Raw genomic sequence first — 15,195 nt, 5'->3', positions numbered from 1 at the left:
TCCTGAAGTCTCCCAATTGCATAAAGTCGCCGATGTAGCGTGGCCTTGCTTACATCAAAGCATCGCCACATTAATGCTTTTGAATATCCAGATATTCCCAGTCCGCGTGCAAAATAGGGTGCTTCTTAAAACCTTTCACCCAAGGTCGTATAACCCAGTTACGAAACCGCGAAAGATGCAATACTTGTGCGGTGTCGGCTTCGAGTTGGCGCTCCATTAAGGTATAGAAAACTTGCCGCGCCGGGCCATCTGGCAGCACGCGTGCTTTCCGATAGGCGTCGTCAAACGCAGCAGAGGCATAGCAACCGAGATTGCCTTGTCCCGCGTTCGGCCCATAAAAGCTCTCCATAAAATCAGAGCCGTCCGGGATGCCAGCAGTGCCACCCAAACCCCACATCATGAGTTTGCATTCCGATGCAGCTTTCAGGTTGTCGGCAAAATTACTTACCGGAAATTCTGCGCGGAGGCCGATCGCATTGAGCGATCGTTTCCATATTTCCATTCGTGCCTGATCGGCGGACGATGCGGAAGAAAATATTTTGAGAGTGAGGGGCTTGCCATCCGACATGGTGCGATAGCCGTCTCCGCCTTTGCGGTATTTGAAAAAGTCGAGTAGTTTATTCGCCAGAGCGGGGTCGTAGGTAATACTGCTGCGATACTTTGGATCGTAACCTGCCACGCCGGGCGGGACTTCCGACTGTGCTTTAGTGGCCTGACCAAAACGCACCAGCGTGATTTCAGCATCCAGGTTATAGGCCATGGCAATCGCACGGCGCAGCGCGATTTTTTCGTTGGTATAGCCGCCGATAACAGGGTCCTTGAAATTAAAGATGGTGTGCGTAATTTCCGCGCCGACAAAACGGTACAGTTTCACGCCCTGCGCAATATATTGCCGTTGCAAGACGTTTTTGTCCAAAGCTTTTGCGACGGAACTACCTGTCAATTCGCCTAGGTCGAGTTGACCGCTCTCAAATGCTAACCAGCGCGGTTGTTCTTCCTCGATAATGCTGATTTCAACCCGCCCGATCTGCGGCATGCGCTTACCTTGCATATCCTTGATTAACTGATTGTCCCAAGCCTCGCCGGAGGATTTGAAATCCCAGATATAGCCCCGATAATCTGGATTTGCTTCGAGCACAATTTTGCTGCGCGGGACATATTCTTTTAAAAAATACGCACCAGTACCGATCGGATGCCGTCCAGAATCAGCGCCGTACGCCTCGATCACTTCGCGCGCGACTGCGCCGGTCGTCGGATTGGCCAGTAGGTATAGAAAGGTCTGATCGAGTGCGTTTAACTGGATCCGCAATGTGTAGCGGTCCGGCGCACTAAGGCCCGCAATTGCCGCCTCATACCGGAAACGACCGGTTTTTTTTGCTTCCGCCACTGCCGCGTCCAGCCCGACAATTTTGCCTTCGAACGAACTGGCTTGCGGCGAACGATTTTTGGGATCGAGGACGCGCTCAATAGAATAGATATAATCCTGCGCGGTCAGTTCACGGCGGATGTCTTTGAAGACCGGGTCTGGCGTAAAGAAAATCCCTTTCTTTATGTGGAATACATAAGTAAGTCCGTCCTTGCTGACCTCAGGCATCGCCTCAATTGTCTTAGGGACCAGTTTTGCGGGTCGCGCCAGGTAGTCATAAGTCAGCAATGTTTCAAAGATTGCCTCTCCCACCCAAGAGGAATAAAGGCTGTTATTGGTGCGGACCATATCAAACCCATCGTCAGCCGCTTCAAAGGCGACATGGATCACTTTGGTTGGGTCTGCGGATTTGGCAGATGCGGAGGGACCTGTTAATAAAGTGGAATTAGCAACTGCATCAGTGGGATTAGTAACTGCGTATAAACAGATCAAGGCATGTAGTAAATATATTAATCGATAAACGGCGCGCATCTGCCTGTACCTTTTGCTGTTGGGGTCGCAATTTCTGCGCGGGGACGTCAGGAAGATTAATACTCACTTTATTAATAAAATTCTGCGCAAATTAACAATCGTTTAAGGCTGGAGCGAGAAGATAAGCCCGATTTCATACACACGTCATTTTCTACGAATACGATATCGATCGTCGCCTATTATTCCGCAAAGTTCGTAAAGTGTGTGAAGACTCGAGCGTTGATAAACTTAAAGTATCAGATATCCATCCGGTAATTATAAAGTTGGTCAGCCCCTTCGTCTATTGATAAATAGGCAATGAAAGCAGAAAGAATTTGGAGTTGTACGGAATCGATAGAACAACGTTAAATTAATAAATTATCATTATTTCCTGTTGTTTTATGTTAACTTATTGTGCGTAAATGCAACTCCCAATGAAGGTTGCATAAATACTCAGATATACTTTCATGCAATGTTACTATCTGCAAATAAATTAGTGTTTTCGATGTGCTTCGCTTCCCTTTTAATAAAAATAAGTTTACCTGGAGTCTCAAATGCTCGATAAAAAAGTTACCCTATTGTCCATTGCTGTTGCTTTGGCATTAACCGCGTGCGGTGGCGGGGGTTCGTCGACCACGCCGACCCCAACACCGGTCGCATCAACCGGCTCAGGCAAGGCCGTTGACGGTTACTTGAGCAGTGCCACAGTATTGTGCGATACCAATAAAAATGGTGCGGCGGATACTGGGGAAGTGTCTGTTTTAACTGATTCTCAGGGTAACTTTGTATTTTCGCCAGCATGCACAGGCAACATCGTGGTAACGGGTGGAACGAACATTGATACAGGACTGCCATTCACTGGTACTTTGAAGGCATCCGCGGGCAGTACTGTAGCGACGCCTTTGACCACTTTGACGGTGGATGCCGGTTTAACTACCGCACAAGTCGTGGTATTCCTTGGTTTGCCGGCAGGAACCGACGTTACCAAGCTTGATCCAGTTGCGTCCACCCCGGATGTGCTGAAAAGGACCTTGGCATTGCAACAGATCATCCAGTCAACTACCAATACCCTCGCGGCTTTAGGAAAAAACTCAAGCGGCGCTACACTACAAGGTATTTATCTAGAGGTCGTCAAGAGTGTGGCATCGACACTGGTCGTTAATCCAACTGCGATTCTGATCGATAGCAGCGGTAACATAAGTCCCGTGCTGGTAAGCAGCGTGGTACAGCAATCGGTTACCAATGTTGCGACAACTGCTAATCCTGCGCTTGCGGCAAGCAAGAGCGTTATCGCCACACTTAGTCCAGCAAGAGTTGCTACCGTTGCGTCGGCGGCGATCGTTTCGCAAGCGCAAACATTGGCAACATCAACAACAAGCAACTTGCTTTCAGTGACCACTGCGGCGCAATCGGATGTGACCATTGCGAATGCGTTAAATGCGCTTTCCTCGTTGTTAGTAACTACTAGCACAGTTGATGTTTCTGGCGTGGGTACTGCGTTAACTAGTCTGGTCGCTGCGAACACGTCAGGAAGCACCGCGGCATCAAAAACTGCAGCCGCCAATGCTTTAAATACGCAAGCTAGCAACGCCGGTGCGACTATCGATTCGAGCAAATTTATTGCCCCAACCAACTATTTGGGCGTAGTTAACGATCAGATCGCAATCAACGGTAGTACTTACACGCTTGACCAGTTCTCTCAGGGCGCGGTTGTAACGACTGCTAAAAATGCCTCCCTTGATATCTTCTCATTTTCGGCGCTGGTAGTCGGAACGCCAATTCCACCGACCGGCGGTGTCAATACAACCACGGTTAAGTTTGGCTTAGAGTTGTCGGATACAGTTGCTAGCAAGCGGTCGCTGCAAGTGGTGATTGACGGCGTGACGCTATCCAATGACGCTAACGGGCTGCTCTCAGTTGCGGTACCTGCCAGCGCTAAGGTGTATGTTTACGGCGCGACAAGCAGTGGTACAACTGCGAATCTGACACTGACCAATTTGTCCCCTAACTTGATAGCAGTGGGTGCAAATAATGCTATTACCTTCAATATGGGCCAGTTGTTCAACAAAATTGCTACTGACAACCAAAATCCAGTATTGGCTAACTTGCAATACTTGAAGGGTACGTTAAATGTTAAGTTTGTTATGTCGACCTTAGACATACGCACAAGCAAAGGGCTTGCCGCAGGATTGTCAGTACTGGTTAACGGTGCCGGTATGCCTGCCGTAAGCGGTGAAGGCTTTCAGGGCGTAGTAACGATCCAGTAAGCGCGTGTTTCGCATGTACTGTGCGTTAAAAACTGATATCTAGTGCTATAAAAAACACAGGGCGACATACGTGCGCCTTGTGTTTTTCCGTAAGTAAGGCTAGTTATTTCTGCATGATCTGGTAGCGTCTTTATGAGATATTTCCCATGAAAAAATTGTTTTACTCTCTCGCATTGTTAGTTGGCGGCGTGCAGATAGCGGCACCGACGGTTGCTGCCCCGATGGATGCGTTTTTGTCCGCAAATCAGAGCAGTACGCCTGGTGAAGTGCAGGTCGAGGCTGCTTACGATTTAGTAAATAGCACGATCGACGTATTTAACTTCAGGAATAGCAGTTCGGGCTACAGCGGCACCAATGTCGGCGACTACCACGGTGGACATTTGCGTGCAGGTGTTGCGATCACCCCGCGACTATGGATTGATGGCGCGTTCTGGAGGCGGAATATTCAGTACAGTGGCGATATCCAGAAGATCAATACCTGGCAGTTGGCGGGACAGTATAAAGTATTCGATGGTATCGGCTATGAACCAAGCATTGCGCTAAGAGCGGGTGCATGGGGCAACTATGCGGATCAATTGACCAAAACGTCGCCTACTACGTTAAGTGGTGCGACGTTGAGTTCTCTGACGGTTTCCAAGCCTAAGGATGTTCAGTACCAGCTGGATTTGATCGGTACCTCCAAAGTGTTTGAACACACTGAATTAACTTTGTTCGGTGGTGTTGGTGCCAGTCGCGTGACAATAAATTCGGTGAATGGCACCGCTAATTTCGCTGGATGCAATTACAACATTGCGTTCGGAGAGACAGAAACGGTGGGCACATTGGCGCAAATGTGTAACGCCAGCATCGTGATTGACCGTTTTGCCCTATCCAACGCTGCAACTGGCTACTACGTCAATAAAGAGACCCAATACAATGCGACCTTTTATCATGCAGGTGCGAATGTGAAATGGCATAGTGATAATTGGCAGTTACGCGCCGGTTATCAATACCAGTATATCAATCGCGATTATGTCGATGATGTCGTAAAAAGTCGCGGCGGTAAAATCTACCAAAGTAACCACATACTGATGGCTGATGTCATCTATAAATTGTTCGCCAACACTTCTATTTTTGTGCGTGGACAATACATGACGAATCAATTTACCGGAGAGATTCCATTTGCTTATAATACGCTGACGGCAAGCAAATTTAACAATCGTTACGGGATCGTTAGTACCGGCCTGATTGTTACTTTCTAGAAATAGCTGAATAAAGCCTTAGGCAAAACCACTCCAGCGCATTATGCTCTGCTAGCCTGCTAGCCAGCTCGACCATTCTGGCCCGGCCACCGTGCCGGAACGAATATACTTCCCCTTCGTTTGCAGGATTGGCAAACCCGTTGCTGGGACAATTTTGCGGTAGTCCTATTTTTATAAAAGAGTTATGCAGCAGCACAAAAAAGGGTGGAAATGAGTAAGCTAGCCAGTAAGCCGGTCCTTAATGAAACGCGTCGCCTTTTTTACCATCGTGGTTTCACACTGATCGAGATCATGGTGGTAGTTGTCATCATGGGAATTCTGGCGGCATTGGTTGTACCCAAATTGATGGGGCGCACCGATGATGCGCGGGTGATGGCGGCACGCGCAGATATTTCCACCATTATGTCGTCGTTGAAATTATACAAACTGGATAACCAGCGTTATCCAACCACAGAGCAAGGTTTGCAGGCCCTGGTTACCAAACCTGCAGCTGGGCCGGCAGCAAACGGCTGGAAAACCGGTGGTTACATCGACAAACTCCCGAAAGATCCTTGGGGTAATCCCTACCAATATTTGTCACCAGGAATTAAAGGTGAAATCGACGTCCTCTCACTTGGGGCCGACGGCTTGCCCGGTGGCGAAGGTAACGATGCTGACATCGGCTCCTGGCAATTATGATGGTTTGGGTCGGGGTGCACGCATGCCGTCGCAATGATGGGACGCATCGGCGCAGACGACCACTATCAGTACAAGCGCAAATAACGCATTTGGCGCACTCAGCTAAGGTGCGCGGATTTACTCTTCTGGAACTGCTGGTAGTCGTAGTAATCGCCGGTATTACATTGGGTATCGTATCCATCACTGCATTCCGCAGTGATCGCCAGTTAATTCAAAACGATGCGCAACGTATCGCTTTGTTATTGCAATTGACGCGCGAAGAGGCAATCTTGCGCAATCGTCCCACCGCTTTTGAAGCCGATTCGACCGGTTACCGATTTTTGGTCCGGGCAGACACCGGTTGGCAATTGCTGGCGCAGGATGACATGTTGCGGCAACGGGAATTTAAACGTTCGCCTATGCAATTATTGATGAGCCCACAGTCTGCCGCTGACGCCGCTACGACCGGACAAAATTCGCTCCGCATTATTTTTGGCCGTGAGCCCGTGGACAAGCCTTTTACGCTATCGCTGTCTAATGGTGACAGTAGTGTGAAAATTCGTGCGGATGGTATCGGCCATTTCTCGGTGGAATAGATGGCAATGTCATGTGTAACTTCCCATCGCCATCGTGCTTGTCCGGCAGGTTTTACCCTATTGGAAGTCCTGGTAGCGCTGGTCATTGTTTGCACCGCACTGGGGGCCAGTCTGCGTGCGGTGGGTAGCCTGATGCAAAATAGCAGTGGACTGCGTGTGGTAATGATGGCCAGCTGGTCGGCTGAAAATCGACTGACGCAAATTCGCCTCGGCCAAGAGTGGCCCCCCATCGGCAATCGCTCGTTCAATTGTGCTCAAGGCGAACTGCAACTTATCTGTGAGGAGCATGTTCTCGGCACGCCAAATCCCTATTTTCGGCGCGTAGAAGTCTCGGTATTTGACGCCAACAGTCAGCAATCGCGCATCGTAAAACTCACCCAGGTGATTCCTAATGCACATTAGGGATCACGCTACCGCAACACTTCAAATCAAAGCTGCCAGCCGAAAGATAAACGCACGCGGCTTTACTTTGGTCGAGTTAACAATTGCCATTGCCATATTAGCGCTGGTGGCGGTATTGGGCTGGCGCGGGCTGGACGGTATTGTGCGCGCGCGCGTGACCTTAACATCCGAGATGGAGGCCACCCGCGCCCTGCAGCTGACCTTTGCGCAACTGCAAAGTGATGCTGCACAATTGGCCCCAGCGAGTCTGTTGCTGGCACGTCCCACCGTGTTAGCGCTGCAAAATCGTCTGCTAATGGTCCGGATGGTATTTGCTGAACAACAGCCTGCACGCGTGCAAATAGTTGATTATCGACTGATAAATGGCGAACTTCAACGCGAAGAATCTACACCAACCCGCGATCTGAACGCGCTTGATGCAATGTGGCAATCTGCGCTGAACGATGCTGGAAACGGCGCTACGCAAGCTGTGCAACTGCAATCCCATATTGCCTCCCTGCAGATGCAGGTATGGGATAGCGACGCACTAGTCTGGCGCCCGGCCGACGCAACCGCGACCGGTAGCCAAAGTAATAGCGCTGGCGGGAATCGCTGGACCGGGCTTGAAGTTGCACTGCAGTTGCAAGGGCACAGCGGCAATATGGTGAAAACGTTCTTGCTGGGTGGTGTATGAGAGCGTTACCCGTCAGTCTTTCCAAACAATGTGGCGTTGCGGTCGTCACTGCATTGCTGCTGGCAACCCTCGCCGTCACGATTGTTGCCAGTTTGTTCTGGCAGCAACAGGTACAAGTACGGTCGATTGAAAATCAACGCTTGCAACTGCAGAAGGGCTGGATCCTGCGCGGTGCGCTGGATTGGGCCAGCATGATTTTGCGCGCAGGTGGACGGCAATCAACAGTAGACGACTTGGGTCAGCCGTGGGCAACGCCGCTGGCCGAGACCCGGCTTGATCAATATGTTGAGGACGGTCAGACCGGCGATAACGTCGGCGATGCGGTCCTCTCGGGTGGTATCATCGACGCCCAGTCGCGCTATAACCTGAATAATTTAAGTCTGAACGGTGTTATCAACCCTGTTGAGTTGGCAATTTTTGGTCGCCTGCTCATCAATTTGCGGTTGCCACCGAATTTAGCGATGGTCGTCGCTCAAGGCATCGCCAACGGACAAGCAACGGTACCTTCCGATTCAACATCATCACCTGCGGGGACGTCGGCCCCTTCCGCTAATGGCACTTTACCAATGATGCAGATCGATGATTTGTTAGCTTTACCGGGGTTTAGCCCACAGACCGTACATCAATTAACTGATTACGTCGTGTTGTTGCCAGAAGGCACGCCAGTTAATGTCAATACTGCCGCGGCGGAGTTGATTGCAGCGCGTTTCCCCACACTATCAATGGCGCAGGCAACTACTTTAGTCGCCGTTCGGCGTAGCGCTCCATTTATGGACATGCCGAATTTATCGACCCAAATGAAACAGTTATTTGGTAAGGATTTTTCGGACACGACTAATATCGGCCTCTCCAGTAATTACTTTCTCGTCACTGGCAAAGTGCGCATGGGTCGCGCTACACTTAACACCACTTCCTTGATACAGCGTACCAATAACCGGACTGGCACTAGCATTGTCTGGGTCAGAGAATATTAAATGGACAAAATACAGTGAGTATTTTATTTATCCGCGTGCCAGCCAGGGCAATGTTAAATGTGCAAACTACGCATAAGGGTGTTGCGGCATTACCTATGCCCGATTGCCGGTATGCGCTGGAATCAAGGCAGGGCCTGATTACGCAACACGGCAATAAACAGTTATCTGAGCTATCCGAACAGTTTGCCGTAGCCGATAGAGTAGTGTTGATACTTGCCGCGGTAGACGTCAATTTGTTGCGCTTGCCCGTGCCGCCTTTATCGGATGCCAAACTCAAGATGGCATTGCCCAATCTGGTCGAGGAGCATTTGTTGGTCGATCCACTCGACTGCGTTATCGTGGCTGCCCTGAAGCGCAAGGGCATCACCGACAAAGCCGCCGATTCTGATAATAAACGGCTTATTGGTGTGGTTCAACGCGACTGGTTGGCGCTATTAGTCACCGCTGTGCAAACGCTCGGCGGCCGGAATTTGCTCGCGCTCCCCGGACAACTATGTTTGCCCGCAGGTGATACCGACGCTGCGGTGGCTGTCGTTACCGATCATGGCGGCGACTGCGAGATCGCCTTGCGGACCGGCATGGAAGAGGGTATTGGCTGGCTGTCACCCGAGGTCTCTGGTCGTTCGGTAGCGCAGGAAGTACTGGACGGGCTAACGGCAATTTTGCCGCAGCGCACTGTAACGCTTTATGTGCCAGATGCCAGCGTTGCGACCTATCAGGAACGCGCTACCGTACAAATCAACGTAGAGGGTAACGGTGGCGCCGAGGTGTACGCCGATAACTGGCCGCTCTGGATTGCTGGCGCGCAGGAATTGATTCGCGCATCCAGTATTGATTTGATGCAAGGACTCACCACGCAGGCCGCCGGAACCAGCTTTAATTGGTATCGCTGGCGCTGGCCGCTGGGCTTGGCGACGGCGTTAGTTTTGGTAAATATTATCAGCCTGAATGTCGATTGGTGGGGCTTGCGTCACGAGGCGTCCGATTTACGTATTGGCATGATCCAAAGCTATCGCATCGCTTATCCGAAGGAAACCGTGATCATCGATCCGATTGCGCAGATGAAGCAAAAAGTGACGGCTGCGGCACGGGATAGCGGACAAATGGCACCCGGCGATTTCATTGCGTTGACAACCACTGTCGGTGATATTCTATCCGCGCTACCGCAGCGCGCCGACCACGGCGCAATCGCCGCTCTTGAATATGGTGACCATCAATTATTAGTGCGTTTTAAAACTGCCGCCGATACGGACGCTGCTGAAAAAGGTCTCAGAAAAATGCTTGAAGCCAGGAAATTAACGCTGTCAAAGCCAACCGGCAACGCATTGCAAATTGGGAGTAGCAATTAATGTCGACCTCCAGTTCAAAACATCCGACAATCGGAAAATTGCAGGCGTCGCTAGGTTCGTTTTGGGCCCAGCGGAATCGGAGTGAGCGTCGCTTGCTCACCTCTCTAATAGTGTTCATTGTTGTCGCCCTCGTTTATCTGACATTTGTAGATCCCGCCCGGCAAGGACGAACGCGCTTACAAAAAGAGTTACCGACTTTGCACCAGCAATCTGCCGAACTACAGGCGCTGATAGCAAAGGCCGCTGCACTGCCTGCGCGTCAGGCTTCGGCAAATATATTGCCATTAAGTAAGGATACTCTTGAAGCATCGATCAAAAGCAAAGGGCTAAATCCGCAGAGTGTGATCGTCAATGGCGAGACCGCCAAGGTACAGTTCTCAGGCGTAGCATTCGCGGCTTTATTTGACTGGCTTAACGATGCACAAAAGAACGCCCATTGGCAGGTAAGTGAAGCTAACGTCAACGCGTCAAGCGGTCGGGACGTACAATCGGACAGCGTAAATGCCACGATCACTTTGTTGCAGCAACACCATGAGCAATAGTTTGCGAGCCATCAATTTTATGCATGCAGTGGCTATCATTGCCACTGCCGCTAAAATCCAGTCGATGGGAGCGTAATGCGGCCATTTACTACTGGATGCATATGGGTGAGCGCTGCGGTGCTAAGCGTGCTGTTAACCGTATCGGCTTTTTTGCCAGCCGCGTGGTTGGCACCGCTGGTAGAACGTAGCACTGGGGGCCGCATTACTCTGGGCGATGCACAAGGCTCATTATGGAACGGCTCTGCATTCTTGGGTGCAGCACCGAGCGGCAAAGACGCTGTGATGTCTCTATTACCCGGACGCTTTAGCTGGCACCTTTCTCCACTGATATTGTTGGGACGCACGAAGGCAACGATAGAAAACACGCAGGTGTTGGCGCAGCCCGTCAGCGTTCTCGGTAACTGGTATAGCTGGACGATCAGCCCCGGTAGTTTGCTATTGCCAGCCGAGCGACTGGTGGCATTGGGTGCGCCGTTAAATACCTTGCAGCCGACAGGAAAGCTGCTGTTGAGCTGGGTGTTGATGCGGTTAGAGCGCCGCACTGATGGGACCACTGGTATCAATTGTTTTGGTGCGATGACGCTGGATATGCGGGGAATAGAAACCCGCCTGACGCCACTTAATCCATTGGGAAGTTATCGGATGCAACTGGACTGGCGAGGTGAGCGGGCGGGATTGACGTTACAGACCTTGAGTGGATCGCTTGTATTAAATGGTGGTGGCACTGTGGGTCAGGGTCATTTCCAGTTTTCTGGAACAGCAGAGGCCGCGGCAGGGCAAGAGGATAGGTTAGCTGGCTTACTGAGCTTACTGGGTCAGTCGCGTCGGGTGAATGGTAAAAATGTTATCGGACTAGAATTTACATCATGAAAAATACAATGCACACAATGGGTCCTGCAATACGTTCCACCTTCGATATCCCGAGCCGGCGCACTGCTGCGGTCATTGCGCTAATGACCTGTGTCGCGATTACCACAACACAACCTGCGATGGCCGCGCCCGGGATGGCCGGTGGTAGCGGCAGCGGTAGTACGCGCGAAACCGCTATAAGTAAGGGTGCAAGCAAAGCCGTGGGCGGCAATAGTGAGCAAGCTGCGATGAATTTTGTTGGCGCCGACATCGTATCGGTGATCAAGGCTGTCGGCCAATACACCAACACTACGTTCATCATTGATCCGCGCGTAAAGGGAACGGTCAATCTAGTTTCAGAGAAACCGTTGACCAAATCGGACGCGTTTGATTTACTCGCGTCAACGCTGCGCCTGCAAGGTTATGTGGTAGTGCGCGGTGATGGTTTTGCCAAAGTGGTACCAGAGGCGGATGCCAAGTTGCAACTTGCGGCTGGCACCAATGGCGTTACCGGCACCAACGGTCCCATTCGTGGCGACCAGATGGCAACCCGTATTTTTACGTTGAACTATGAATCGGCGATCAATATTTTGCCAGTGCTGCGACCGCTGATTTCACCAAATAATACGATCAATGCGAATCCCGGCAACAACACATTGATCGTTACCGACTATGCCGAGAATCTACAGCGTCTCGGTAAAATGATCGCTGCAATGGACGTGCCTGCGGTAAGCGATCTGGACGTGATCCCGATCCGTTACGCGGTTGCCAGCGATATTGCCGTGATGGCCAGCAAGCTGCTGGACAGCGGCTCGAGCGCTGGCGGCAGCGACAATGGTCGGATTGTTATTCTCGCTGACTCAAGAACTAATTCGGTCATTCTGCGTGCACCGTCAAACGGGCGCGCCAATTTGGCCAAATCCCTGATCGCTAAACTCGACCAACCGACTGCGCAGGTAGGTAACGTGCACGTTGTCTATTTGCGTAATGCAGACGCCGCAAAACTGGCCCGGACGCTGCGCAATATGGTGTCGCAGGATACGACAGCGGCGCCCAATGCCACGGCTTCCACGGCAGCGACACCGCCGGGCGGGATGCTACAGACGTCAACGGGCGGTACCGCTGCCACGTCTGCATCCGGGAATTCCGGCAGCGTCGGTACATCCTCACAGTCATCGGATGGGCACTCCGCCGGGTTCATACAGGCGGACGAAACAACCAATACGCTGATCATTACCGCCAGCGAACCGGTGTACCGCAATTTACGCGGCGTCATCGATCAGTTAGATACCCGTCGTGCGCAGGTCTACGTGGAAGCATTGATCGTTGAAGTTACGGACAAGCTGAGCGCGCAATTGGGCGTGCAATGGCTAGGGTTAAGCGGCAACAGTACCAGCGCATATCGCGTTGCCGGCGGTACCAGCTTCAGTTCTGGCGGTGACAACATCATCAATCAGGCACTGGGACTAAGGACCGGTGGGTCCGTGCAGACACCAGGTAACGGCTTGACCATCGGCATCTTTCGCCAGATTGCAGGCAAAATTGGGTTAGGTGCGCTGGCCCATGCGCTCGACGGAAAAGATGGTAGCAGCGTGCTGTCGATGCCCAACTTATTGACCCTGGACAACGAAGAAGCAAAGATCATCGTCGGTCAAAACGTTCCTTTCATCACGGGTTCGTACGTGCCAAATTCTGGCGGCGCAGCCCAGAATCCATTTCAGACCATTGAACGTAAAGATGTCGGTGTTGCATTGCGCGTGAGACCGCACATTTCGGAAGGTGGCACCGTGCGTATGGAGATATCGCAAGAAGTATCCAGCGTTGATCCCGCCAGCCTGAACAATTCTGCCGGACTGACGACTAACAAGCGTTCACTCGACACCAATGTAGTAATGGACGATGGCGAGATCATTGTGCTGGGCGGACTGATTGGAGACAACAAGTCGAGCTCTGTGCAGAAGGTGCCGTTGCTGGGCGATCTACCGTTTATTGGCAATTTTTTTAAATATCAAAGCGGTGCCAGAGCCAAGACCAATCTGATGATTTTCCTGCGACCAACGGTCGTTCGCAATAAAGAACAAAGCGGTACCGTCGTGGCGAACCGTTACGATTACATCCGACAGGCGCAGATCGAAGCAGAGCCAGAAAAAAGTCTGTTGATGGATTTTGGATCAGCAGTCGTGCCAGCGCAGGATCAGGGCGGGCCGTTCATGCGTCTTTCTGCGCAAGGCGTGCCGACCTTAACTCTTCCACCACAGTCACCACAGTCACCTCAGCCTGCGCCAGTTGTCACTTCCCCGGAACCAGTCATGGACCGTACGCCATGAGCGAGCTAGTCACCTCCGACGCGCGCCTGTTGCCCTACGCTTTTGCCCGCAAGTTTTCCTTGCTAGCGCATCGCCCGGACGGGATGGCTGGCGCGCTTGAGCTGTCGGTCTCCGACAAAACGCAGGCGAGTGCGATTGCAGAAGTAGGGCGTTTGTTTGGTCCGATCCGATTACGCACCATGCCGTTTGATCAGCTGGAAGCCGCAATTGCCAAAGCGTACGCAGGCTCTGGCGGCGATGCGGCACAGGTCGTGGATGAGTTTGAATCCGATCTTGACCTCGCCAAACTGATGCAGGATATGCCAGCGATCAAAGACTTGCTGGAAGCGGCTGATGACGCGCCTGTGATCCGCATGATCAACGCTTTGTTGACACAGGCCTTGCGTGAAGGCGCATCGGATATTCATATCGAGCCGTTCGAACAAATTTCAGTCGTACGCTTTCGCATCGATGGCAATCTGCGCGACGTAGTGCGGCCCAAAAAAGCGATCCACGCCGCCTTGATTTCGCGTATCAAGATCATGGCGCAACTGGATATTGCAGAAAAGCGTTTGCCGCAAGATGGTCGAATTACGTTGCGGGTTGGCGGCAAGCCAGTCGATGTGCGCGTATCGACGCTTCCCACCGGCCATGGCGAGCGCGCAGTACTGCGTTTGCTGGATAAGGAAGCGGGTCGACTCGACCTTGAACATCTCGGTATGAACCATGCAATGCAGCAAGAGTTCGGTCGTTTGATCTCGCAACCCCATGGCATTGTATTAGTGACCGGGCCGACCGGCTCGGGCAAAACCACCACGTTGTATGCCGCACTGACACAGCTCAATACCAGTAGCGTCAACATCCTCACGGTCGAAGATCCGATTGAGTATGAGTTAGCGGGCGTCGGTCAGACCCAAGTGAATGCACGCATCGACATGAGCTTTGCCAAAGCACTGCGTGCAATTCTGCGGCAAGATCCGGACGTTATCATGATCGGTGAAATCCGCGATCTGGAAACTGCTCAGATAGCAGTGCAGGCATCATTAACCGGACATCTGGTGCTGGCCACATTGCATACCAACGACTCAGCCGCCGCCGTGACGCGCCTGCTGGATATGGGGATCGAGCCGTTTTTGTTATCTTCCTCTTTGCTCGGTGTCGTCGCGCAAAGACTGGTGCGCAAACTCTGTACCCATTGTCGCCATCACGACGGTCAGCAATGGCAGGCGGTTGGTTGCGAGCAATGCGGTCACACCGGTTATCAGGGGCGTGTTGGCGTCTATGAGTTGCTGCTCGCCACGGATGAGATTCAGGCGTTGATTCATAATCGTGCATCGGAGGCAGAGATCCAGCAAATTGCGCAGCGCGATGGCATGCATACCATGCGCGCCGACGGTGATCGCTGGCTGCTTGACGGTACCACCACACAAGCCGAATTGTTGCGTGTAACCAAGGAGTAGGTA

The 15,195-nt window shown here is 51.9% G+C and carries 13 protein-coding genes; 12 read left to right on the top strand and 1 reads right to left on the bottom strand.

Annotation, left to right across the window (positions count from 1 at the left end):
• Positions 1–70: 70 nt before the first annotated feature.
• A complete protein-coding gene (locus tag HAV38_RS18495; RefSeq protein ID WP_168056849.1) occupies positions 71–1,897 on the bottom strand; it encodes an ABC transporter substrate-binding protein in 1,827 nt (608 codons plus the stop codon).
• 533 nt (positions 1,898–2,430) lie between these two features.
• Between HAV38_RS18495 and HAV38_RS18490 the strand changes: the two genes are divergently transcribed.
• The 12 genes from HAV38_RS18490 to gspE all read left to right on the top strand — a co-directional run bounded on the left by HAV38_RS18490 (position 2,431) and on the right by gspE (position 15,192).
• Complete coding sequence (locus tag HAV38_RS18490; RefSeq protein ID WP_168056848.1) at positions 2,431–4,143, top strand: hypothetical protein; 1,713 nt, start codon at positions 2,431–2,433, stop codon at positions 4,141–4,143.
• Positions 4,144–4,289: 146 nt separating this feature from the next.
• Positions 4,290–5,384 carry a hypothetical protein gene (locus HAV38_RS18485; protein ID WP_168056847.1) on the top strand — a complete coding sequence of 365 codons (1,095 nt, stop codon included), beginning with the start codon at positions 4,290–4,292 and terminating at the stop codon, positions 5,382–5,384.
• A gap of 210 nt (positions 5,385–5,594) precedes the next feature.
• Positions 5,595–6,062, top strand: a complete 468-nt coding sequence (gene gspG, locus HAV38_RS18480) for a type II secretion system major pseudopilin GspG (protein ID WP_168056846.1) — start codon at positions 5,595–5,597, stop codon at positions 6,060–6,062.
• Positions 6,059–6,637: a GspH/FimT family pseudopilin gene (locus HAV38_RS18475; RefSeq protein WP_245182442.1), complete on the top strand. Its 579-nt coding sequence runs from the start codon at positions 6,059–6,061 to the stop codon at positions 6,635–6,637. Before gspG ends, HAV38_RS18475 begins: the two co-directional genes overlap by 4 nt.
• Positions 6,638–6,643: 6 nt before the next feature.
• Entirely contained in the window at positions 6,644–7,039 is a 396-nt protein-coding gene (gene gspI / locus HAV38_RS18470) for a type II secretion system minor pseudopilin GspI (RefSeq protein WP_168056845.1), read from the top strand.
• A complete protein-coding gene (locus HAV38_RS18465) occupies positions 7,029–7,712 on the top strand; it encodes a PulJ/GspJ family protein (RefSeq protein WP_168056844.1) in 684 nt (227 codons plus the stop codon). Before gspI ends, HAV38_RS18465 begins: the two co-directional genes overlap by 11 nt.
• Positions 7,709–8,686, top strand: a complete 978-nt coding sequence (gene gspK, locus HAV38_RS18460) for a type II secretion system minor pseudopilin GspK (RefSeq protein WP_168056843.1) — start codon at positions 7,709–7,711, stop codon at positions 8,684–8,686. The genes HAV38_RS18465 and gspK overlap by 4 nt, the downstream gene beginning before the upstream one ends.
• 14 nt (positions 8,687–8,700) lie before the next feature.
• Positions 8,701–10,035 (top strand): type II secretion system protein GspL, encoded by a 1,335-nt coding sequence (gene gspL / locus HAV38_RS18455; RefSeq protein ID WP_168056842.1) that lies wholly within the window; start codon positions 8,701–8,703, stop codon positions 10,033–10,035.
• Entirely contained in the window at positions 10,035–10,577 is a 543-nt protein-coding gene (gene gspM, locus HAV38_RS18450; protein ID WP_168056841.1) for a type II secretion system protein GspM, read from the top strand. Before gspL ends, gspM begins: the two co-directional genes overlap by 1 nt.
• A 75-nt stretch (positions 10,578–10,652) precedes the next feature.
• Positions 10,653–11,447, top strand: coding sequence for a type II secretion system protein N (gene gspN / locus HAV38_RS18445; RefSeq protein WP_168056840.1), 795 nt, complete (start codon positions 10,653–10,655; stop codon positions 11,445–11,447).
• On the top strand, positions 11,444–13,753 hold the full coding sequence (gspD, locus tag HAV38_RS18440) for a type II secretion system secretin GspD (protein ID WP_168056839.1): 2,310 nt from the start codon (positions 11,444–11,446) through the stop codon (positions 13,751–13,753). Before gspN ends, gspD begins: the two co-directional genes overlap by 4 nt.
• On the top strand, positions 13,750–15,192 hold the full coding sequence (gene gspE / locus HAV38_RS18435) for a type II secretion system ATPase GspE (protein ID WP_168056838.1): 1,443 nt from the start codon (positions 13,750–13,752) through the stop codon (positions 15,190–15,192). Before gspD ends, gspE begins: the two co-directional genes overlap by 4 nt.
• Positions 15,193–15,195: the final 3 nt, after the last annotated feature.

The sequence above is a fragment of the Glaciimonas immobilis genome, from assembly GCF_011947285.1.
Taxonomy (GTDB): Bacteria; Pseudomonadota; Gammaproteobacteria; order Burkholderiales; family Burkholderiaceae_D; genus Glaciimonas; species Glaciimonas immobilis.
The sequence above is the reverse complement of the archived record's forward strand: the minus strand, read 5'-3'. Positions and strand labels throughout refer to the sequence as shown.

Excerpts from the sequence above, each read along its gene's own strand:
- HAV38_RS18495 (WP_168056849.1), bottom strand. The coding sequence starts at position 1,897 with ATGCGCGCCGTTTATCGATTAATATATTTACTACATGCCTTGATCTGT.
- HAV38_RS18490 (WP_168056848.1), top strand. The coding sequence starts at position 2,431 with ATGCTCGATAAAAAAGTTACCCTATTGTCCATTGCTGTTGCTTTGGCA.
- HAV38_RS18485 (WP_168056847.1), top strand. The coding sequence starts at position 4,290 with ATGAAAAAATTGTTTTACTCTCTCGCATTGTTAGTTGGCGGCGTGCAG.
- gspG (WP_168056846.1), top strand. The coding sequence starts at position 5,595 with ATGAGTAAGCTAGCCAGTAAGCCGGTCCTTAATGAAACGCGTCGCCTT.
- HAV38_RS18475 (WP_245182442.1), top strand. The coding sequence starts at position 6,059 with ATGATGGTTTGGGTCGGGGTGCACGCATGCCGTCGCAATGATGGGACG.
- gspI (WP_168056845.1), top strand. The coding sequence starts at position 6,644 with ATGTCATGTGTAACTTCCCATCGCCATCGTGCTTGTCCGGCAGGTTTT.
- HAV38_RS18465 (WP_168056844.1), top strand. The coding sequence starts at position 7,029 with ATGCACATTAGGGATCACGCTACCGCAACACTTCAAATCAAAGCTGCC.
- gspK (WP_168056843.1), top strand. The coding sequence starts at position 7,709 with ATGAGAGCGTTACCCGTCAGTCTTTCCAAACAATGTGGCGTTGCGGTC.
- gspM (WP_168056841.1), top strand. The coding sequence starts at position 10,035 with ATGTCGACCTCCAGTTCAAAACATCCGACAATCGGAAAATTGCAGGCG.
- gspN (WP_168056840.1), top strand. The coding sequence starts at position 10,653 with ATGCGGCCATTTACTACTGGATGCATATGGGTGAGCGCTGCGGTGCTA.
- gspD (WP_168056839.1), top strand. The coding sequence starts at position 11,444 with ATGAAAAATACAATGCACACAATGGGTCCTGCAATACGTTCCACCTTC.
- gspE (WP_168056838.1), top strand. The coding sequence starts at position 13,750 with ATGAGCGAGCTAGTCACCTCCGACGCGCGCCTGTTGCCCTACGCTTTT.